We start from the raw sequence: 19,867 nt of genomic DNA on the forward strand, positions 1-19,867 counted from the left end.
ATTCCGTTTAAATTACATCTTGCAAGACTAAATGGTAGCAAAGAGCCAGATCTGTCAGATTTTTCAACTGAAGACCCGTTAGCTCTTCCCACTTATCAATCTTGTATTGGAGCGAATTACGATGGAGATAGAGTTGCTGGGCCGCCTTAGTTACGACTGCCCCAGTTTCCCAAAGAGCGACAATGATGTCTTGCAATTGATCTTGACTTTCAATCAACTGATGCAAGCGTTCTTTGATCGGGGTAAGATCCAGACCTGCCTGCTCGATCCCCCACAGATAGAGTTGAGAAAAGCGATAGACGCCTTGGTGTCCTTCTCGGATCCAAGCTCGAAAAACCGCCTGTTCGGTTCGGATAACCGGAGACACTTTTCCTTCTTTTGACTCGGTCCATACTTGCCCGACCAGGATAGATAAACGAATAGTAAAGTCATACTCCATGGCAGAGACGGTATCTTTTAAGATATCGGCCACAGGCAAAGACTGGTCTTGGTCCAGAATGAGCACGTAGTCCTGTCCACTCAGTTGCAAGGTTGCTCGGAAGTTGGGCAAGAGTGTCTGCATCATCTCTAACCAAGAAGCCATCCCTTCCGCTGTTGAGTGCGAGAGGTGGCAATAGACAAGCTGCATTTTTTTGATGACCTGAGGGGCTTCTCCCTTTCCATCGATCAGGTATTGGTACCAAGGATTGGGGGCAACCTCTTCTTCACCGCCCAACCAGGAAATCAATTGTTTTTCTCGCTCGGTTAACTCTTCTTCCTTCAGTAGCAGCCATTGATGAGCCTGAAGGGGTATCGCTACATAACCAGCTGGTGGATGGGCTTGATCCGTCACCTCTGCATGAGGAAACCACTCTCTGATATTTTTCACTGCTTTCTTCCTTCTTCTACTTGCTGGATGCACCAGTTGATCAATTCTTCTAAACGAGCAAGCTCACCCGTCATATGAAGATAGCCCATGACGGCTTCAAAGCCTGTCGACATACGATAAGTCACGACATCCGCATTTTTGGCCTTGGTATGGCTATTGGTATTGCGACCGCGCTTGTAGATCTCCAACTCTTTTTCTGTCAGAATTTCTTGCTCCAGCATGCTTTCAATCAAGCTAGCCTGAGCTCTAGCAGAGACGTAGCGAGTTGCAGTCTGGTGAAGCTTATTGGGCTTGGTCATCCCTTGAAAAATTAGGTGCCTGCGAATATACATGGAATAGACCGCATCCCCTTCAAAGGCAAGGGCGATCCCATTGATTAGATTGACATCAATCACGTGTCCACCTTACACCTTCTTTTGTATCCAAGAGCTTGATTCCTTGCGCAGCCAATTCATCGCGAATCGCATCTGCTCGCGCAAAATCTTTCTTAGCCCGCGCTTCCTGACGTTCAGCGATCAAGGCTTCAATATCCGCATCCAAAACTTCTTCAACAAAGACCACTCCAAAGACTTCTAACATCTTTGCCAAGGCATCCTTAACGTCTTGATTGTAGTGACCTGAATTGATCCATTTAGCCAATTCAAAGACAACGGTGATCCCGTTCGCGGCATTGATATCCTCATCCATGGCCGCAATAAACTTGTCCACAAAGTTTTGTAAGTCTGCTGGATCCACTTCTCCGGCGAAAGGTTGCTCATAGGTATTTTTCAAATACTTAAGGTTGGTCTCCGCATCGCGCACCGCTTTTTCTGTGAAGTTAATGGGCTTGCGGTAGTGCTGGGTTGCAAAGAAGAAGCGAAGCACTTGGCCGTCGATAGTCTTCAATGCATCATGCACAGTGATAAAGTTGCCTAAAGACTTGGACATCTTGACATTATCAATATTGACAAAGCCATTGTGCATCCAGTAGTTGGCAAAAGTCTTGCCTGTTTTAGCTTCAGACTGGGCAATTTCATTAGTATGGTGTGGAAACTCAAGGTCAGCTCCACCACCGTGGATATCAATAGTATCCCCTAAAATCCCCGTTGACATGACCGAACACTCAATGTGCCAACCCGGACGACCAGGTCCCCAAGGGCTATCCCAAGAAATCTCTCCTGGTTTGGCAGCTTTCCAGAGGGCAAAGTCGACTGGATTTTCCTTGCGAGCTGTTTCCTCATCTGTCCGACCAGAAGCACCTAACTCCAAGTCTTCTAGGGTTTTATTGGCTAATTTTGCATAGTTGTGGGATTTCTCCACACGGAAATAGACATCGCCTTGGCTCTCGTAGGCATAGCCTTTTTCGATCAAGTCAGCGACAAAACGAATGATGTCATCCATAAACTCGACCACACGAGGGTGGCGGGTTGCAGGTTTCACGCCAAGAGCTGTCACATCCTCACGAAAGGCCGCAATGTACTTGTCTGCCACTTCCTGAGGTGTGATGCCTTCTTCTTTGGCACGGTTAATGATCTTATCATCCACATCTGTAAAGTTGGAAATGTAGGCAACTTCGTAGCCACGATACTCAAAGTAGCGACGAATCGTGTCAAAGGCCACTGTTGAGCGGGCATTCCCTACGTGGATATAGTTGTAAACCGTTGGCCCACAAACATACATGCGGACCTTTCCTTCCTCGATGGGGATAAATTCTCGCAAATCACGAGACATAGTATCATAAATTTTTAACACGCTTCATTTCCTTTCTGTTTCTACTCTTTTGGCTTCAAGTAAACCACCTGAGTCTGTGTGACAAAGCCAATCTTTTCATACAAGCGTTTGGCACCAACATTGTCATCTTCCACTGCAATCTGAAATTCCTTATCATTTTGCTCCATGAGTTGTTTGATGAGGGATTGGTGACATGACTCATTGGATCTCCTTACAGACTCGAAGACCGATGGCTGGCTTCCTTAGCATGCTCCAGCTTGTTCATATAGTATTCCCGTTTTTCTTCTTCTTGGTGAATAACCGGTTCGTCTTTTCGACCGTGCACCCGCACAATCTTGGCAGGAACACCGACAACGGTCACATCACTTGGTACATCTGAGACCACGACAGCTCCTGCTCCGACCTTGGCCTTGGCTCCGATTTCCACCGGGCCGATGACTTGGGCATGGGCGGAGACCAAGGCTCCTTCACGTACCGTTGGATGGCGTTTGCCGACATCCTTTCCTGTTCCCCCAAGGGTCACCCCATGGTAGAGCATAACGCCTTTTTCAACAATGGCCGTTTCCCCGATAACGAGACCCGCTCCATGGTCGATAAAGACACCAGAAGCAATGGTCGCACCTGGATGGATCTCAATCTGGGTCCAAAAACGCCAGAATTGGCTGTGCATCCGCGCCAAGAGCTTAAAGCCATGATTCCACAAAAAGTGGGAAACACGGTGAGCTGCCAGTGCTTTGACGCCCGGATAGGTCAAAAGGACCTCCAGCGAGGTACGCGCTGCTGGGTCATTTTCTTTTACAATATTGATGGTTTCACGCCACCATCCCATACCGTGCTCCTCCTTTTCTAATGATTATTCTGAATCTTTTTGTGTAATGGTAAAGTCTTTTTTAGGTTTGTGGTCTTTGTTGTGGTGACGAGGACGATCGCCGTGACGAGGACCCTTTTCACCTTTTTCCTCGCTGTTTTCTGCTTTTGGTGGACGTGGCAATAGTGCCTTCATAGAAGCATCGACACGACCTTTTTCGTCAATCTTGATAATCTTCACATCGACTTCATCGCCGATCGCTACCAAGTCTTCGACACGGTTGGTGCGCGTCCAAGCCATTTCAGAGATGTGAACGAGGGCATCTGTCTTGTCAAAGAGGTTGACAAAGGCTCCGAATTTCTCGATCCGAACCACTTTGGCATGGTAGACTTCATCCACTTTGGCCTCACGCACCAAACCAGCAATGATCTCTTTGGCACGGTTAATCGCATCTTGATCGCTCGAGTAGATCGATACGTTACCTTCTTCGTCGATATCAATCTTAACGCCTGTTTCAGCGATGATCTTATCGATGGTTTCTCCACCCTTACCGATGACAATCTTAATCTTGTCGACATCAATCTTGATGGTATCAATTTTCGGAGCAGTTGGAGCCAATTCTGGACGAACTTCTGGAATGGTTGCTTCAATCACGTCAAGGATTTCAAAACGAGCTTTCTTGGCTTGAGCAAGAGCCTCAGTCAAGATTTCTGCAGTGATTCCTTGGATCTTGATATCCATTTGAAGGGCTGTAATCCCATCACGTGTACCTGCAACCTTGAAGTCCATATCTCCAAAGTGGTCTTCCAAACCTTGGATATCGGTCAATACTGTGTAGTTGTTTCCATCTGAGATCAGACCCATGGCAATACCAGCTACTGGCGCCTTGATTGGCACACCACCAGCCATAAGGGCAAGTGTTCCCGCACAGATAGAAGCTTGAGATGAAGAACCATTTGATTCCAATACTTCTGCTACCAAACGGATGGCATATGGGAATTCTTCCAAGCTTGGCAATACTTGAGCAAGAGCACGCTCACCAAGAGCACCGTGACCAATTTCACGACGACCTGGTGCACCGTAACGTCCAGTTTCACCAACAGAGTATTGTGGGAAGTTGTAGTGGTGCATGAAGCGTTTCTTGTACTCTGGATCCAAACCATCGATGATTTGCGTTTCACCCATTGGCGCCAAAGTCAAGATAGAAAGAGCCTGCGTTTGCCCACGCGTAAAGAGACCTGAACCGTGTACGCGAGGAAGGTAGTCGACTTGTGCATCCAAAGGACGGATTTCATCGACCTTACGGCCGTCAGGACGAACCTTGTCTTCTGTGATCAAACGGCGCACTTCTGCGTGTTCCATTTGTTCCAAGATTTCAGCCACATCGCGCATGATGCGATCGAACTCTTCGTGGTCGGCATATTTTTCTTCGTAAACAGCCGTCACTTGGTCTTTGACTGCTTGAGTCGCAGCTTCACGCGCCAATTTTTCTTCTACTTGAACCGCTTTTTGAAGGTCACTGTTGTAGGCTGCGATGATTTCAGCTTGCAAGTCAGCATCTACATGAAGCAATTCCACTTCTGCTTTTTCTTTCCCAACTGCCGCAACGATTTCTTCTTGGAAGGCAATCAATTCTTTGACAGCTTCGTGTCCTTTCAGAAGAGCTTCCAACATGATTTCTTCTGACAATTCTTTGGCACCAGACTCTACGATGTTGATAGCGTGTTTGGTACCAGCTACTGTCAATTCAAGAAGAGAGCGCTCAGCTTGTTCTTGCGTTGGGTTGATGATGATTTCCCCGTCCACATAGCCCACTTGTACCCCAGCGATTGGTCCGTCAAATGGAATGTCTGAGATAGACAAGGCCAATGATGAACCAAACATAGCTGCCATTGGGGCAGAGGCATTTTCATCGTAAGAAAGGACTGTGTTGATGACTTGCACTTCGTTACGGAAACCTTCCGCAAACATAGGACGGATCGGACGGTCGATCAAACGCGCTGTCAAAGTCGCATCTGTTGAAGGACGTCCTTCACGTTTCATAAAGCCACCAGGAAATTTCCCAGCCGCATACATTTTTTCTTCGTAGTTAACTTGAAGTGGGAAGAAATCCCCAGTTGCCATCTTCTTAGACATGACAGCTGCCGTCAAGACAGTTGACTCACCGTAACGCACGACAACAGAGCCATTTGCTTGCTTCGCAACCTGACCAGTCTCTACGATTAACTCACGACCCGCAAAAGTCGTTTGAAACACTTGTTTTGTCATTTTAATCCCCTTTGGATTGATAAAATTATACGACTTGCCTACAAAGATCAAGATATTTTGGACGGTTCGGCTTGCCGAACATTTCTGTAGAAAAATAGGAAGGTGACGCCGCACTCGATGAGTGCTAGGAAACTTATCTTTTTTCCTAAGAAATGAGGCCAAAATTCAGTTCATCAGGATACAAAGGGCGTGAAGAATCCCGTATGAAAATAGGAGATTGACGCAGTGTGCCACGCACACCAGGAAATCTATCTTTTTCACTAGGGATTTAGCCCGTGTTCAACTATCAAGATACTAAGGCCGTCAAAAGCAAAGTAAAAATAGGAAACTGACGAAGTCTTCGATGAAGACAAGACAGTTTATCTTTTTTACACAGCTTTTCGGCCGGGTTCAATTCTCAAGATACCAAGCCGTTAAGCAACTCAAAGGAAAATAGGAAATCGAACGACGGAGCGAACGCTCCTAGGTAGATTTATCTTTTTCCACAGAGTTGTAGGCGGGTTCAATTACGCATGATAGCATTGATTGACGCAGCCCATCTATATGTTATATCCTCATCTTTGTATCCAAGCACGTATACCTTTTATTTTAACATATTCAAGCCCAAAAGAAAAAGGCTTTACGGGCCTTTTTCTGCGAATCTTCCAAGAGACCTATATAAAAATTTTAGATCCAGGTATAGCTTCTATTTATTTTTAAGATTTCACGAATTCTGTACTGTCGACATAAAAGCGTGTTTTATGGGTTCCACCCTTGTAATTCTTGTTGTTGCGTTTCAAGACAAAACGTCTGTATGGATCAGAAGTTCCTTGGATAGTCGTTGTCACTTCAACTGAATCTTCATTGACCACCCATTCATCCGGTGAAGGGATTTGCATCGGTGGCATCGCTCCTCCACGACCACCAGGTACAATTTCGTAGAAGGCCTTGTCTTTTGTCGAATAGAGCCAGCCGTCCTTCTTTTCGTTTGTCAGTTGGATGAGCTTGTCTTGTGACAGACTACGGATAGAGTCCGATGTCTCTTCAGCATTCAATTTATCAATGATATCTTGCAGATTATAGGTTCCCGGCGTGTAGGTATTGTAGTAATCAATGAACATGTCTTGCGGGTAACCATCAACCGCACCGTGATCATTGTTCAACTCCAGCAAACGAGTCGGTTGCACCTGAAGTGAATAAGTCAAAGACGCACTGTTTTCAATAATCGAGTAGATATCCGCTTGGTCTGCTTTTGACAAGGTTCCAATGGCTTCTTTATCATGTTCATCTGACTTAGCTTCTTCTGTTTGCTCTTTTTCTTGGGCTTTGTCAGATGATTTTTTGACCGATGAAGCTCCTACCGGACTGTGCTTACGCTCATAGCGTTTTGGAGCGCAAGCTGCTAGGGAGAGCAAGAGGGCTGCAGCTAGTAAATATGTTCCAATTTTTTTCATGTTTGTCTCCTTATTTTTTAGTTCACACGGTAGTACAAATCGTTCCCATTCGTAGCATCACTCTTACTCCAGTAAATGGATTCACTGCCACCGTCTCTTGAAGGAATGAAAAGAATAGGCGTGTCATTCGTTGCCCCAGGCATCCGACTAACTCCGTGTAAATTGCCTTCCTTGAAGTAAAAACCAGAAAATTGAACACCATTGACAGCACTACCATTGACCTTTACAATTCCTTGCGCATCAAACTCAATACTCGTACCGTACTTATTTTTCCAAACTCCCGCTACACTTGAGAAATTTCCAGCTTTTATTTCATCTAGATTCATCTCAGTGCTTGTTTTGGCAGGGGCAGGAGTTGATTCGGCATTTCCATCCACCCGCGTTGTGAATTCAAGGGCGATCCAGCCTTGTCCAGATTCAAGCTTGCCCCAAGTATGACCATCCGCCTCTACTGTTTCCGTAATGGTGTGAGTTCCTTTTGCGATCATCCCTGCAGAGGGAGCTGAGGTTGAGGGCTCTTTTCGAATACGGAGATCCGACACACTGACTTGTACTTGGAAGCTTTCCGATTTTTTCTCTTCTGCTTTCGCTGTTGATTTGGAATCCCCTGAACCTTCAAAAGTTTTCCAGTCCAGCTTAGTGAGGTCCAACTTCTTAGCTGAAATCCCAAGAGCTTGTTCTGCTGTTTTCTTCCCACCAATTTGAATGGTTGCTTTCTTTTCTTCCTTGGCTTCGCCTTTTCTTAGCGAATAAAGGGTCAATTCCATTTCTGGATTAAGGGATTGCCAAGTGGCATAAACGATTTGCCCATTGTCAAAAACATCTAAGCTGGAGCGATAGCCACCTGCAGAAGCTACATAGGCTACATGGAGCAAGGTTGGCTGGTTATTTTTCAAATAATACACCGCAGCAATCGTTTTGCCATCCCCAATCAGCAGTTCATCATTACCATCACGATTAAGGTCTTCAAAAGCATATTGCCACTCATTGGTACTCCCAAGTGTTTGAAGATTAAAGACATACGCATATTCTTCTGAAGTTGCTTCGATCTTCTTCAGTTCATTTTGTAAAGCTGTTTGATCTTTGACATTAATTGCGGCTGCATAAGCTTTGTAGCGATCTAATACCTCTTGATAATACTTCTGACCTGTATCCTTCTTTTCTTTTTTGACAGCTGATGACGTTGCTGTCTTTGGTTTACTTTGGCGTTCATAGCGTTTGGGCGTACAAGCCACCAGAGCTAGAACGGACGCACCCGCCAGTAGTGAAATCATAACCTTTTTCATAAAAACCTCCTCATTTCTATCCTAGTATATCAAAAATGGTCAATTTTTCCAGCTCTTTCAAGATTTTCAAACAAGCATTTTCCCCTCTCCCTCTATGTTTCTGTCCTATTTTCTGCTATACTTAAGGAAGAATACCGATCAAAAGGAGAACATTATGGAATTAAAAAAACGTTCTGAATTTCCTGAGAACGAACTCTGGGACCTCACAGCCCTTTACCAAGACCAGGAAGACTTCTTGCGTGCCATTGAAAAAACACGTGAAGAAATCAATGAATTTGTCCGTAACTACAAGGGCAACCTCCACACCTTTGAAGACTTTGAAGCTGCCTTTGCGGTCTTTGAACAAATTCAGATCCAACTCAGCCACATTGGCAACTACAGTTTTATGCCACAAACCACTGACTTTGGTGATGAAGCTTTCGCAGAGATTGCTCAAGCGGGGATGGATTTCGAAACTTGGGCAAGCGTTGAACTTTCCTTCTTTGATGATGCTTTAGTAGAAGCGGATGAAGAAGTCCTCGAACGCCTGGGGCAACTCCCTAACCTCACTTTTGCCATTCGTCAGGCTAAAATTAAAAAAGCTCACTACTTGGGAGCTAATGTGGAAAAAACATTGACCAACCTGGGTGAAGTCTTCTACGGACCTCAAGACATCTATACCAAGATGCGGGCAGGCGACTTTGAAATGGCTGATTTTGAAGTGGATGGAAAAGTTTACAAGAATAGCTTTGTTACCTATGAAAACTTCTACCAAAACCATGAGAATGCAGAAGTTCGTGAAAAAGCCTTTCGTTCCTTCTCAGAAGGTCTCCGCAAGCACCAAAACACGGCTGCTGCTACCTATCTAGCTCAAGTCAAGTCTGAAAAACTGATTGCAGATATGCGAGGCTACGACTCTGTCTTTGACTACCTCTTGGCTGAGCAGGAAGTGGATCGGGCCATGTTTGATCGTCAGATTGACCTGATCATGAAGGACTTTGCTCCAGTCGCTCAAAAATTCCTCAAACACGTGGCCAAGGTCAACGGCCTTGAAAAAATGACCTTTGCTGATTGGAAGTTGGATTTGGACAGCGCGCTCAACCCAGATGTCACCATTGATGATGCTTATGACTTGGTCATGAAATCTGTGGCACCTCTTGGAGAAGAATACTCCCGCGAAATTGCCCGCTACCAAACCGAACGCTGGGTCGATTTTGCAGCCAATGAAGGCAAGGATTCCGGTGGTTATGCCGCTGACCCATACCGTGTCCACCCTTATGTCCTCATGAGCTGGACAGGACGGATGAGCGATGTCTACACCCTGATCCACGAAATCGGACACTCTGGTCAATTCATCTTCTCAGACAACAACCAAAGCTACTTCAACGCCCACATGTCGACCTACTATGTGGAAGCTCCTTCTACCTTTAACGAGCTCCTCCTCAGCGACTATTTGGAACACCAGTTTGACGATCCTCGTCAAAAACGCTTTGCCTTGGCTCACCGTTTGACAGATACCTACTTCCACAACTTCATCACCCACTTGTTGGAAGCAGCCTTCCAACGCAAGGTTTACACCTTGATTGAAGAAGGTGGCACCTTCGGTGCTAGCAAGCTCAATAGCATCATGAAGGAAGTCTTGACAGAATTCTGGGGAGACGCCGTTGAAATCGATGACGATGCAGCCTTGACCTGGATGCGTCAAAGCCACTACTACATGGGGCTTTACAGCTATACCTACTCAGCTGGCTTGGTTATCTCAACAGCGGGTTACCTGCATTTGAAGAGCTCCGAAAACGGAGCTAAAGATTGGCTAGACCTCCTTAAATCAGGTGGTAGCAAGACCCCACTTGAGTCAGCCATGATCATCGGAGCAGATATCTCAACTGACAAACCACTTCGCGATACCATCCAATTCCTTTCAGACACTGTGGATCAAATTATTGCTTACAGTGCAGAATTGGGAGAATAAAATTCAAAAAAAGCTAAAGAAGGTTCATTCTTCTTTAGCTTTTTTGCTTTTTAACTCAACTCAGCCACAATGGCCTTAATTTGTGCTGCGGTATGCACTCCTGCTACTTGTTTAACAACCTGCCCATCTTTTTTAAAGAGCAAGGTTGGGATGGACATAATGCCGAAAGCACGCGCTGTTTCTGGATTTTCATCCACGTCCATTTTTAGGATTTTTAACTCATCTTCCGAAAGTTCTTCCGATAATTTTTCTAAAATAGGAGCTTGCATGCGACATGGACCACACCAGGTTGCCCAAAAGTCTACCAAGACCAAGCCTTCTTTGGTTTCTGCTTCAAATGTTGCGTCTGTAATTGCTTTTGCCATTTTCTTTCTCCTTTAGTTTTGGTACTGCGTCAAATCTTGCTTCATCAAATAGAAGAAGACATCTCCGTAAGTCCCTTGGTAATCCAATTCATACCCATTATAGGTCAGTTTCACAACAGGATAAAAATCTGCTACCCCAATCAAGCAGGCTTGTTGGGAGCGTTCAAACTCTTCGTAGGAATCAAAATGCATGACTCTTTCTTGTTTTGCACCGTCTAGATATGTAATTTCAATCATATCGATAACCTCTATTTCTTATGATGCATCAATTGTAACTCTAGATATTACATCTGTCAAACAAAACGACTTCCTCAGAATGATGGATCTTGTTCGATAAGGAAAAGACAAGAAAACAGCCCCCTGAATCCAGAGAGCTGTTTTGAGCTCGGGCTAAAATCCTAGTGAAAAAGATGAAACTCCTTGTGTTCATCGAACACTGTGTCGTTTCCCTATTTTCATACGGATTTTTGGCGCCCTTAGCATCATGATTAACGACGAAGTCCAAGAGAGTTGATCAACTCACGGTAACGGTTAACGTCGTTTGTACGAAGGTAAGCCAACAAGTTACGACGGCGACCGATTTTCTTCATCAAACCACGGTAAGTAGCGTGGTCTTTTTTGTGTTGTTTGATGTGTTCGTTCAAGTGGTTGATTTCCCAAGTAAGGACAGCAACTTGTACTTCTACTGAACCAGTGTCACCTTCGTGACGTGCGTATTGTGCAATGATTTCATTTTTTTTCTCTTTTGAGATTGCCATGATAAGCTCCTTTTCTTTATGCTCTATCCGAGTGGCAGGTTTGGCATATCCTGCTACCAAGAAAGAGTTAGTTGTCTATTCGACCTTCTTATTCTACCAAGATTTCATCTTTCTGTCAAACACTTATGTTTCCTTTAAGAGGACCTTTTCTCTTTTCTAAAAAAACCTTGGGAATTTGGACGGTTTGATGGATCATTCTTCAAACAACTTATTCAAAAGAGAGTGGGACAGAAATCGGTAATTCGTTAGAATTTGATTTCGTCGTCCCACCTCCGCACAGTTGAGTAGGGCTGTAAAAGCTGATGAAATCAGCGTAGTAGAGCCCACTCAACCACTGCGTCTTGCTCGACAATCCAAAAATAATTGAGAGGCTAGGACTTTTGTCCCAGCCTCTTTATCGGTATGAAGCTTATTTCTCTTTCCGTTTACCACGCAAGAGCAAAGCCAAAGCAAAAATTGCTAAGAGTGCACCGAGTATGGTCAACCCGTAAGCAACAACTTCACCAGTTGATGGAAGAATTTTTTTCTTTCCTTCTTTTGGTGTAGTTGGAATTTCTGGTTTTTCCGGTGTGCTTGGCGGCGTTGTTGGTGGTGTTGTTGGTGGTGTCGTCGGTGGAGTTGTTGGCGGTGTCGTTGGTGGGGTTGTAGGCGGAGTCGCTGGCGGTGTGCCTGGTGGTGTGGTAGGAGGTGTTGTTGGTGGCGTATGACGGTTGGTTACCGTGAAACCATCAATGTTGCTTGTATAACCTGCTACTGGATCCTCTGTAATCGTGTAGGCAATCTTCTTACCTTCCTTGTATACAGGTAGATCCGTGAAGCTTGCCTGCCAATTATCAGTAGCTGTGATTTCTTTTACAGCTACTTCTTGACCATCCGCAAGGAGACGAACTGTGATTTTTTCAGGACGAAGACCATCTTTATTGTCTGCATCATCCCAGATCTTCTTGACCGCTACTTCTGTTATTTCTGGTGTGCGGCTATTGGTAATCACTACATTTCCCTTGTTACTGTCATCGACCGTACTAGTATAGCCTTTGACTGTTCCAACTTCTTTCACTAGGTACTGAATCTCTTTGCCTTTCGCTTTTAGAGGCAAATTGCTAAAGGTATGGGTCCAGTTATTTTTAGCAGAAAGTTCCACTTCTTTTCCTTGAGCTTTGCCATCTGCATAGAGCTGTACCTTAATGGCGCTTGGACGTTTGCCATCTTGGTCATTGTTGTCTTCCCAACGTTTTGTAACAGTAGCGCTGGTTTTACCTGGCTTGTAGCTATTGGTAATGGTTGTTCCATCAATCGCAGCAGAGTAATTGGCTACTGTGTCTTCTGTGACTGTGTAGACAATTTGTTTGCCGTGATTGTATTTTGGAAGATTGGTAAAGACTGTCTTCCAATCAGTTGCTGCACTTAGCTCTTGGCTAGCTACTTCTGTACCATCTGCAAGGAGACGAACAGTAACCTTGTCAGGACGAACACCATCTTGATTATCATTGTCTTTCCAAATCTTCGTTACTGGAATTTCAACAACTTCTGGTGTACGAGTGTTGGTAATATTGGTTCCCTCAATAGTTGTTTCATAACCTTCGACAGGTTCTTCTGAAATAGTGTAGGCAATGACATTACCAGCATCATCGACCACATCGAGATTATCAAAATGATAGGCCCACGTTCCTGTAGCATCTGGTTTCACTTCTTTAGAAGCGACTTTGACACCATTTGCTAGGAGATTGACTGTGATTTTTGACGGACGCTTGCCATCTTGGTTATCATTATCATTCCATGTCTTTTGGCCAGAGACACTTGTTTTTTCTTTTTGGTTCACAACATCACGAGAAATCGCAAGGTCATTTCCAAAATCGTCCTTGCTGATCTTGATAGGTTCTTTAGAGAGAACATAGCCTGTTGGAGCCTTGATCTCTTGAACTGTATAAGCCTGCTTGATCAAGCCCGTAATAGTGCCTATTCCATCCTCATTAGTTTCGATGGTTCCAACTTGCTCTCCTGTATCATCTGCCGTCACAGCAAAGACGGCACCTGCAAGCGCTTGGCCATTTTCACCTTTTTTATGAATGGTGAATGAGTACTTCTCACCATTGAAGTGTCCATCAAAGAACTGATACAGAATGTCTGCTACCTTATTTTGCTCCTTGATTTCTGTAGCTGTCATGCTAGCATTGTTTTTAAAGGATGTATTGATGGCTGGGACCTTGTCCAAATAGACATCATAGCGAATCGTCATTCCTTGTTCTGGAGCTAGATCTCCAATATGAACCGTTAGAGATTGACCATCAGCACTGACAACAGGGGAATAATTTTTCGTGACATTTGTGGTGTCTCGTAAATGATAAGCCCCATCTTCATCACTAACCTGCCAAGTTCCTGTATGGATGTTAACAGAATCTGCCTTGATCTTCCCATCTGTAAAGGCCAAGTGGTCTTTGATATCAATATTATGAAGGGCTGTGTGGCCTTGATTGATATTCAAGGTATAGGTCAATTTTAATTTATCATCTGAATTGGTCCAACCCCACTTGCTAAAGACTTCTGGAGTAGGAGGATTCTCACCTGGATTGACCCCTTTGTAATCGATATTCCCACCTGGAATCACATCTTTACCGATTTTAAGTTTGAATTCAAGTGTCTTTTGTCCTTTGACAACTTGGTGGTCTACACGCGCAAAGAAACGCAGTTTCCCTGTCACATTGGCCATTCTTTCAGGATAGTCCGTATAGGTCACTGTAATCTTTTTTCTTTGATCATCTACCGTTGCTGTCGCAACTTTTTGACCACTTGGATCCAGCAGGTCAATGGTGTCCGTTTCAAAGACCTTAAAGCCATCTCCAAGTTGGATAACGGTCTGATCTCCCTTTTTTACACGTCCATTCGGCAACACAAAGTTTGCTTCAACTTGAAAACTCTCCCAAACACCGAGTGGATCTGTAATCGCTCCACCAGTTGATTTCGAGATGTTTACAGATGTCACAACATCATTGATCGTATCTGCATGGACTTTAGCTGGACTATTGGGTTTGGCAAATCCTAAAGCCGCTAGTAAAAATAGGGCAACTGTTGTCACAACAGAATAGAGCCACTTTTTCATAAACGATTTTTCTCCTTTTTCTACGTTTACTAGATAAGGTATGTGAGTCGAAAAATTATCACTACATATTGTGATTTTTTACACAACCTATCTTTTTTCATTATAATCGATTTACTTTGAGAAGACAAGCTATTATATATGCTTTTTTGTATTTTAAGTACATTTTTTTGATACAAAGAAAAATAGAGAGTGGGACAGAAATCGGTAATTCGTTAGAATTCGATTTCGTCGTCCCACCTCCGCACAGTTGAGTAGGGCTATAAAAGCTGATGAAATCAGCGTAGTAGAGCCCACTCAACCACTGCGTCTTGCTCGACAATCAAAAGACAATTGAGAGGCTAGGACTTTTGTCCCAGCCTCTTGGTTTTTTTCTTATAAGGGAACTCCGAAGACCTCTAGGGACTTGAGTTCAGAAGGATGGAGTCTCCGCCATTCTCCCAATTGAAGAGTCGGATCTAGCGTTAGAGGACCCATTGAGATCCGCTCTAAATCCACCACTTCCTTGCCACAGGCAGCGACCATGCGCTTGACCTGATGAAATTTTCCTTCAGCGATTTCGATTTCGACGTAGGAGCTGGCATTTGCCTCATTCACCTCTAAGATCTGTAATCTCGCAGGCAAAGTCGTGAAGTCTTTGAGGGCAATGCCTGCTTCAAAACGGGCTACATCTACCTCATCCATGATCCCAGCCACCTGGGCACAGTAGATCTTCGACACATGCTTCTTCGGCGAAAGCATGGCATGAGCAAGCTTGCCATTATTGGTCAAAAGGAGCAAGCCATGGGTATCGATATCTAGGCGCCCGACAGGAAAGACTTCCTTGTGACGGGCTGTCTCATCCAATAGATCTAGCACAGTTTGGTGGTGATCATCTTCAGTCGCTGAGATGACTCCAGCTGGTTTATTAAGCAGATAATACACAAAGGTTTCATGGACCAGATTTTCCCCCATAAAGGTCACCTGATCCTTGGCTGGATCAATCTGAAGTTTCCCTGCTGTCTCTTTTTTTCCATTTACTGCAATTTTCTTTTGCTTGAGGAGTTGCTTGACCTCGGTCCTACTCCCCACACCACAATCTACTAAAAATTTGTCTAAGCGCATGATGTCTTCCCACCCTTTCGCACAATCCAAAGGCCAAAAAAGGAAACCAGGATCATGAGGATACCAGAAAATCCAAAAATAAAGGCAGGAGTTGAGGAAACAGTTCCTAAGAGGCTGAGAACAAAGGTCGTCGCGATCGAACCTGCACTACACCCCAAAATCGCAATGGAAGTTGCCTGACTTAGTACTCCAGCAGGCATCTGATCAGATATGACATTAAAAACAGTTGTGAGAGCTACACTATAGGCAAAGCCTGCAAGGACGGTCACAATGGCAAGCATCCAGAGATTGGCAGAAAGCCCGATCAACATTTGGGTCAAGCCATAGGCCACTCCCGAAACGAGCAACAAGCGATCGCGGAAGAGCTGGGTCAAGGGTGAGAAGGCTAATCCTGCAAGGATCCCGACAAATTGCATAGCTGCTAAAATAAGCCCTGCAGTTTGGGCAGTGCCATGCCCAACTTGCTCCACCACACTTGGAATCCGAACGGTGATCATGACATTAGATAAGACGATCGACGCCGCAACAACAGCTAAGCCTAGTGCCGTCCGCCATTGACCAGCTGTCATCTGATCATTCCGATGTTTCTCCTCTACACCAACTGTTTTCGAACTATATGGCACAAATAAGAGATACAAAAGTAAGATTGGAATACTGATACCGTAGACGAGAAAGGCAGCCTGCCAGCCAAAGCGAATCAAGAGACTCACTCCAAAGGTCAAAACAGCTGTCCCAACAACCTCTGCAGAACCCCGAATGCCAAGTGTTTGGACACGTTCTTTTCCTTTATAGCGCTCACTGATAATGGCAATGGCAGAAACATTGAGCAAGCCAACCGCCATCCCGAAAATAATCCGAGACAAAAAGACAACAGGATAAGCGGGACTGATTAAGGGAATAAAGCCGCATAGAGCATAAGCAACTAAGCCTGTCACAATCATCTGACGCTCTGAAAATAGGCGTCCAATCCATTTATTGAAGATGAGTGAAACCATGATCCCGGCAGAAGGAAGCGAGACCAAGAGCTCAATCATGCTGTGAGGAATTCCCTTGTAATAGGCAAACATGGCCGACTGCGCACTCGAAATCGAAAACGAGGTCGTCAAAATAAATGAAAGAGCGAGAATACTCACTTTCTCCATGATTTTTTTCATTATTCTATCCTTTAAACTAATCTTTTTTTCACACTCCTCCTATAATAACACGAGCTAGTGACAGGACGCAATAGATTGAATTAAAAAAACGAAATGATTTCTCCATCATTTCGTTCGTGCTAACAATTGTGAGGCAAAAACTCCCGTTAGGACCATCAAAGCACCAATCCAGACAAAGAGCAGGTTATTAGAGGGAGCTAGTGGCGTCACCAACTGGATGAAGAAAGAAGAGAGGGCTGATCCGAGATTGCAGCCGATCAAGACCAGCGAGGTCGCAAGGTTCAGGAGATTGGTCGGGATTTTTTCAGATAGGTGATAGAAGATACTGGTGACTCCCGTACTGTAAGTAAATCCGGCTAAGAGGGTTCCTAGAACCAAGCTCCACAGCTGTCCGGACAAGCCAATCAAAGCCAGAGCTAGACCGAAACCAATGCACATGATCATGAGCAAGTTCTTTTTGAAAACATGTGTCAAACTGGCAAAGCCTACCCCTGCTACAATCCCTGTTAATTGCATCAGACTCAAGACGGTTCCAGCTGTTGTCGCCGTTCCCATACGAGCGTCAACAATGATATCCGGCACGCGCAGGCTAATGATGGAATTGAAACAAATGATGATACCAGCAATCACGGCTAGCATTAGACTAAAACGCCATTGAGGAGAGCGAAGGCGGACGGATCCTGACTTTTTCACCTTCAAGCTAGCCTGTTTTTTCTCCTTAGGATAAGGGACAAAAAGGATATAGAGGAGTAAAATCAAGTAACCACCACCATATACGGCAAAGATCGCTGGCCAGCCTAGGGGTAAGAGTTGTCCCACCATAAAGGTCAAGATGGCAGAGCCCACCACTTCAGCAGATCCCCGATAGCCCAGCATCCGAGTCTTGTCATTGCCCGAGTAGCGCTCACTGATAATCGAAATAGCCTTGGCATTGATCATTCCTGTCCCCAAACCAAAAACCAAACGACTCAGAAAGATGAGAGGATAGTCCTGCACAACCAAAGGCAAGAGGCCACTAGTTGAAAAGAGCAAAAGTCCTGCGACAATCATCTGGCGCTCACTCATCCACCGCTCGATCAGGCTATTTAAAAAGAGCATGGCCACAACCGCAAAGGCCGGCAGGGAAACCAAGAGTTCCACCTGGCCTGCTGAATATCCAAATTGGCTAAAATAGGCCTTCATAGCTGGCAAACCGGCTGTAATTGAAAAAGATGAGATCAGCATGAGCGACAAGCTCAAGAGACTGATTCTTTCCATTGTTTTTTTCATTTTTTTATTTCCTACACTTTACTAGTAACATTTGACTTTACTAATTTATTTAGAAAAGATTCAAACTGGTATTTTCAATAGAATCCTAGTATAATCCATTTAGAAATAGAAAAATAGGACATTTGTCCTATTTTAGGAGATTGAGATGAAAAAAATTTCCCCATCTACGAAACTCATGAAGATCATCACTGACTACCAATTAGATCAGATCTTTCCAGGTGACTGTCTTAGTCAGCTGGACCTCGTTCTCTATCAGGCTGGAGAGTATATCTGCCGCCAGGGTTCTGACCAAGATGTCATTCCTTATTTTCTCAAAGGCCGGCTCAAGATCGTCCACAGTCTTGAAAATGGTAGCGACACCATCCTTGAAATCCAAGAAAAACCTGGACTGTTAGGAGAGATTGAGCTCCTGCTCGATCGGGTCTGTATCACATCGGTCATTGCAGACCAAGACTCACTAGTCGTCCAGCTCTCTGCTCGGCATTTCAAGGACCGCCTACTGCTGGATCCCACCTTTTTGCGCTCTACTGCCAAGACCTTGGCTGAGAAATTACACCAGATCAACTATTTGGCTCCTGCTAACTTTCATTATTCGGTCAAGGAGCGCCTCGCTACACATTTTTTAGAACATGGTGATGAAAATGGGACCCTCAAACCCAAGATGAATCAGCTGGCCCTGCATTTTGGGATCAGCTACCGCCACCTTAGCCGCGTCATCAAGCAGATGATTGACGAGGGCTTAGTCCAAAGAGAAGGGCGAATCTATACGATTTTAGATCCAAAAAGGATGAGTGATTTGTCCATCAAACATGCGGAAACCGTCGACAGATAACTTTAATTTTAGGCTCTTTTGTGTTATCATGGAAGGTAGAAAGAAAGTGAGAGTAAGACAATGAAAGCAATTGAAAAAGTTACAAGAGCATCCCATTTGATTGATATGGATGACATCATCCGCGAAGGAAATCCAACACTTCGAGCTGTTGCGGAAGATGTGACCTTCCCTTTGTCTGACCAGGAAATTATCCTGGGTGAAAAAATGATGCAATTCTTGCACCATTCTCAAGACCCTGTTATGGCCGAAAAACTTGGACTCCGTGGAGGAGTGGGACTCGCTGCTCCTCAGCTGGACATCTGGAAACGCATTATCGCTGTTTTGGTGCCCAATCCAGAAGATGCCGATGGCAACCCACCAAAAGAAGCCTATAGCCTTCAAGAAGTCATGTACAATCCAAAGGTTGTCGCCCATTCTGTGCAAGACGCGGCTCTTGGAGATGGGGAAGGCTGTCTCTCAGTAGACCGCAATGTCCCAGGCTATGTGGTCCGTCATGCCCGCGTGACGGTGGAGTATTTCACAAAAGACGGTGAAAAGAAACGCATCAAACTCAAAGGCTACAACTCCATCGTCGTCCAACATGAAATCGACCACACCAACGGCATCATGTTCTATGACCGCATCAACCCAAACAACCCATTTGAAATCAAAGAAGGACTTTTGATATTAGAATAGCGCAACTGACAAAAAAGTAAGGTAGTAGTGAATCATCACTACTACCTTACTTTTTTTACGAGACTACGTCTACCGATTTCTGTCTCTTGGCGCAGTGGTTGATTGGAACTACTCCTACCTGCGGTACTCGTACTTCCTAATCAACTGTGCGGGGGTACTAAAAAGGTCCTGCGGACCTTTTTTGCCCGAGCATTAAAACCGAAAAGCGAGGTAGAAATCAAACTCTTCGAGTTACTGATTTCTGTCTCTTAGCACAGTGGTTGATTGACGGTACTCGAACCTTTCGGTTCTT

Annotated in this window: 17 protein-coding genes and 1 pseudogene; 3 read left to right on the forward strand and 15 right to left on the reverse strand. The window is 44.7% G+C overall.

Annotation, left to right across the window (positions count from 1 at the left end; all coding sequences use genetic code 11):
• Positions 1 to 7 precede the first annotated feature (7 nt).
• The 8 genes and pseudogenes from SM123_RS09290 to SM123_RS09325 all read right to left on the reverse strand — a co-directional run bounded on the left by SM123_RS09290 (position 8) and on the right by SM123_RS09325 (position 8,373).
• Positions 8 to 868 (reverse strand): helix-turn-helix domain-containing protein, encoded by an 861-nt coding sequence (locus tag SM123_RS09290; RefSeq protein ID WP_320909474.1) that lies wholly within the window; start codon positions 866 to 868, stop codon positions 8 to 10.
• Entirely contained in the window at positions 865 to 1,263 is a 399-nt protein-coding gene (locus SM123_RS09295) for a Mini-ribonuclease 3 (RefSeq protein WP_003010060.1), read from the reverse strand. Before SM123_RS09295 ends, SM123_RS09290 begins: the two co-directional genes overlap by 4 nt.
• Complete coding sequence (gene cysS, locus SM123_RS09300) at positions 1,256 to 2,599, reverse strand: cysteine--tRNA ligase (RefSeq protein WP_320909475.1); 1,344 nt, start codon at positions 2,597 to 2,599, stop codon at positions 1,256 to 1,258. Before cysS ends, SM123_RS09295 begins: the two co-directional genes overlap by 8 nt.
• A gap of 20 nt (positions 2,600 to 2,619) precedes the next feature.
• A pseudogene (locus SM123_RS09305) lies at positions 2,620 to 2,760 on the reverse strand (GNAT family N-acetyltransferase); the annotation flags it as partial.
• A gap of 29 nt (positions 2,761 to 2,789) precedes the next feature.
• Positions 2,790 to 3,407: a serine O-acetyltransferase gene (gene cysE, locus SM123_RS09310; RefSeq protein ID WP_003018264.1), complete on the reverse strand. Its 618-nt coding sequence runs from the start codon at positions 3,405 to 3,407 to the stop codon at positions 2,790 to 2,792.
• A 24-nt stretch (positions 3,408 to 3,431) separates the two neighbouring features.
• Entirely contained in the window at positions 3,432 to 5,654 is a 2,223-nt protein-coding gene (pnp, locus tag SM123_RS09315) for a polyribonucleotide nucleotidyltransferase (protein ID WP_320909476.1), read from the reverse strand.
• Positions 5,655 to 6,349: 695 nt separating this feature from the next.
• Entirely contained in the window at positions 6,350 to 7,087 is a 738-nt protein-coding gene (locus SM123_RS09320; RefSeq protein WP_134974606.1) for a hypothetical protein, read from the reverse strand.
• A gap of 17 nt (positions 7,088 to 7,104) precedes the next feature.
• Complete coding sequence (locus tag SM123_RS09325; RefSeq protein ID WP_320909477.1) at positions 7,105 to 8,373, reverse strand: DUF6287 domain-containing protein; 1,269 nt, start codon at positions 8,371 to 8,373, stop codon at positions 7,105 to 7,107.
• 154 nt (positions 8,374 to 8,527) lie between these two features.
• Here SM123_RS09325 and pepF point away from each other — a divergent pair, with 154 nt between their 5' ends.
• Positions 8,528 to 10,324, forward strand: coding sequence for an oligoendopeptidase F (gene pepF / locus SM123_RS09330; RefSeq protein ID WP_320909478.1), 1,797 nt, complete (start codon positions 8,528 to 8,530; stop codon positions 10,322 to 10,324).
• 50 nt (positions 10,325 to 10,374) lie between these two features.
• Here the strand turns inward: pepF and trxA are convergent, their stop codons facing one another.
• The 7 genes from trxA to SM123_RS09365 all read right to left on the reverse strand — a co-directional run bounded on the left by trxA (position 10,375) and on the right by SM123_RS09365 (position 18,068).
• Positions 10,375 to 10,689, reverse strand: a complete 315-nt coding sequence (gene trxA / locus SM123_RS09335; RefSeq protein WP_003013593.1) for a thioredoxin — start codon at positions 10,687 to 10,689, stop codon at positions 10,375 to 10,377.
• Between the two features lie 12 nt (positions 10,690 to 10,701).
• Positions 10,702 to 10,926 carry a DUF4649 family protein gene (locus SM123_RS09340; RefSeq protein WP_021154401.1) on the reverse strand — a complete coding sequence of 75 codons (225 nt, stop codon included), beginning with the start codon at positions 10,924 to 10,926 and terminating at the stop codon, positions 10,702 to 10,704.
• Positions 10,927 to 11,177: 251 nt separating this feature from the next.
• Positions 11,178 to 11,447 (reverse strand): 30S ribosomal protein S15, encoded by a 270-nt coding sequence (gene rpsO / locus SM123_RS09345; protein WP_003004251.1) that lies wholly within the window; start codon positions 11,445 to 11,447, stop codon positions 11,178 to 11,180.
• A 409-nt stretch (positions 11,448 to 11,856) separates the two neighbouring features.
• On the reverse strand, positions 11,857 to 14,544 hold the full coding sequence (locus SM123_RS09350) for a Cna B-type domain-containing protein (RefSeq protein WP_320909479.1): 2,688 nt from the start codon (positions 14,542 to 14,544) through the stop codon (positions 11,857 to 11,859).
• A 372-nt stretch (positions 14,545 to 14,916) separates the two neighbouring features.
• A complete protein-coding gene (locus SM123_RS09355) occupies positions 14,917 to 15,645 on the reverse strand; it encodes a pseudouridine synthase (RefSeq protein ID WP_320909480.1) in 729 nt (242 codons plus the stop codon).
• Positions 15,636 to 16,799 carry an MFS transporter gene (locus tag SM123_RS09360; RefSeq protein ID WP_320909481.1) on the reverse strand — a complete coding sequence of 388 codons (1,164 nt, stop codon included), beginning with the start codon at positions 16,797 to 16,799 and terminating at the stop codon, positions 15,636 to 15,638. Before SM123_RS09360 ends, SM123_RS09355 begins: the two co-directional genes overlap by 10 nt.
• A 105-nt stretch (positions 16,800 to 16,904) precedes the next feature.
• Positions 16,905 to 18,068, reverse strand: coding sequence for an MFS transporter (locus SM123_RS09365; protein ID WP_320909482.1), 1,164 nt, complete (start codon positions 18,066 to 18,068; stop codon positions 16,905 to 16,907).
• Positions 18,069 to 18,213: 145 nt separating this feature from the next.
• Here SM123_RS09365 and SM123_RS09370 point away from each other — a divergent pair, with 145 nt between their 5' ends.
• Both SM123_RS09370 and def read left to right on the forward strand, forming a co-directional pair.
• The gene (locus SM123_RS09370; protein ID WP_320909483.1) at positions 18,214 to 18,900 is read left to right on the forward strand and encodes a cyclic nucleotide-binding domain-containing protein; all 687 of its coding nucleotides are present in this window, start codon (positions 18,214 to 18,216) and stop codon (positions 18,898 to 18,900) included.
• Positions 18,901 to 18,960: 60 nt separating this feature from the next.
• Positions 18,961 to 19,575, forward strand: coding sequence for a peptide deformylase (gene def / locus SM123_RS09375; RefSeq protein WP_320909484.1), 615 nt, complete (start codon positions 18,961 to 18,963; stop codon positions 19,573 to 19,575).
• Positions 19,576 to 19,867 lie beyond the last annotated feature (292 nt).

It is taken from the genome of Streptococcus sp. S5 (assembly GCF_034134805.1).
Lineage (GTDB): Bacteria > Bacillota > Bacilli > Lactobacillales > Streptococcaceae > Streptococcus > Streptococcus lingualis.

Excerpts from the sequence above, each read along its gene's own strand:
- SM123_RS09365 (WP_320909482.1), bottom strand. The coding sequence starts at position 18,068 with ATGAAAAAAACAATGGAAAGAATCAGTCTCTTGAGCTTGTCGCTCATG.
- SM123_RS09340 (WP_021154401.1), bottom strand. The coding sequence starts at position 10,926 with ATGATTGAAATTACATATCTAGACGGTGCAAAACAAGAAAGAGTCATG.
- rpsO (WP_003004251.1), bottom strand. The coding sequence starts at position 11,447 with ATGGCAATCTCAAAAGAGAAAAAAAATGAAATCATTGCACAATACGCA.
- pnp (WP_320909476.1), bottom strand. The coding sequence starts at position 5,654 with ATGACAAAACAAGTGTTTCAAACGACTTTTGCGGGTCGTGAGTTAATC.
- pepF (WP_320909478.1), top strand. The coding sequence starts at position 8,528 with ATGGAATTAAAAAAACGTTCTGAATTTCCTGAGAACGAACTCTGGGAC.
- SM123_RS09320 (WP_134974606.1), bottom strand. The coding sequence starts at position 7,087 with ATGAAAAAAATTGGAACATATTTACTAGCTGCAGCCCTCTTGCTCTCC.
- cysE (WP_003018264.1), bottom strand. The coding sequence starts at position 3,407 with ATGGGATGGTGGCGTGAAACCATCAATATTGTAAAAGAAAATGACCCA.
- SM123_RS09350 (WP_320909479.1), bottom strand. The coding sequence starts at position 14,544 with ATGAAAAAGTGGCTCTATTCTGTTGTGACAACAGTTGCCCTATTTTTA.
- SM123_RS09325 (WP_320909477.1), bottom strand. The coding sequence starts at position 8,373 with ATGAAAAAGGTTATGATTTCACTACTGGCGGGTGCGTCCGTTCTAGCT.
- SM123_RS09360 (WP_320909481.1), bottom strand. The coding sequence starts at position 16,799 with ATGAAAAAAATCATGGAGAAAGTGAGTATTCTCGCTCTTTCATTTATT.
- def (WP_320909484.1), top strand. The coding sequence starts at position 18,961 with ATGAAAGCAATTGAAAAAGTTACAAGAGCATCCCATTTGATTGATATG.
- SM123_RS09355 (WP_320909480.1), bottom strand. The coding sequence starts at position 15,645 with ATGCGCTTAGACAAATTTTTAGTAGATTGTGGTGTGGGGAGTAGGACC.
- SM123_RS09370 (WP_320909483.1), top strand. The coding sequence starts at position 18,214 with ATGAAAAAAATTTCCCCATCTACGAAACTCATGAAGATCATCACTGAC.
- trxA (WP_003013593.1), bottom strand. The coding sequence starts at position 10,689 with ATGGCAAAAGCAATTACAGACGCAACATTTGAAGCAGAAACCAAAGAA.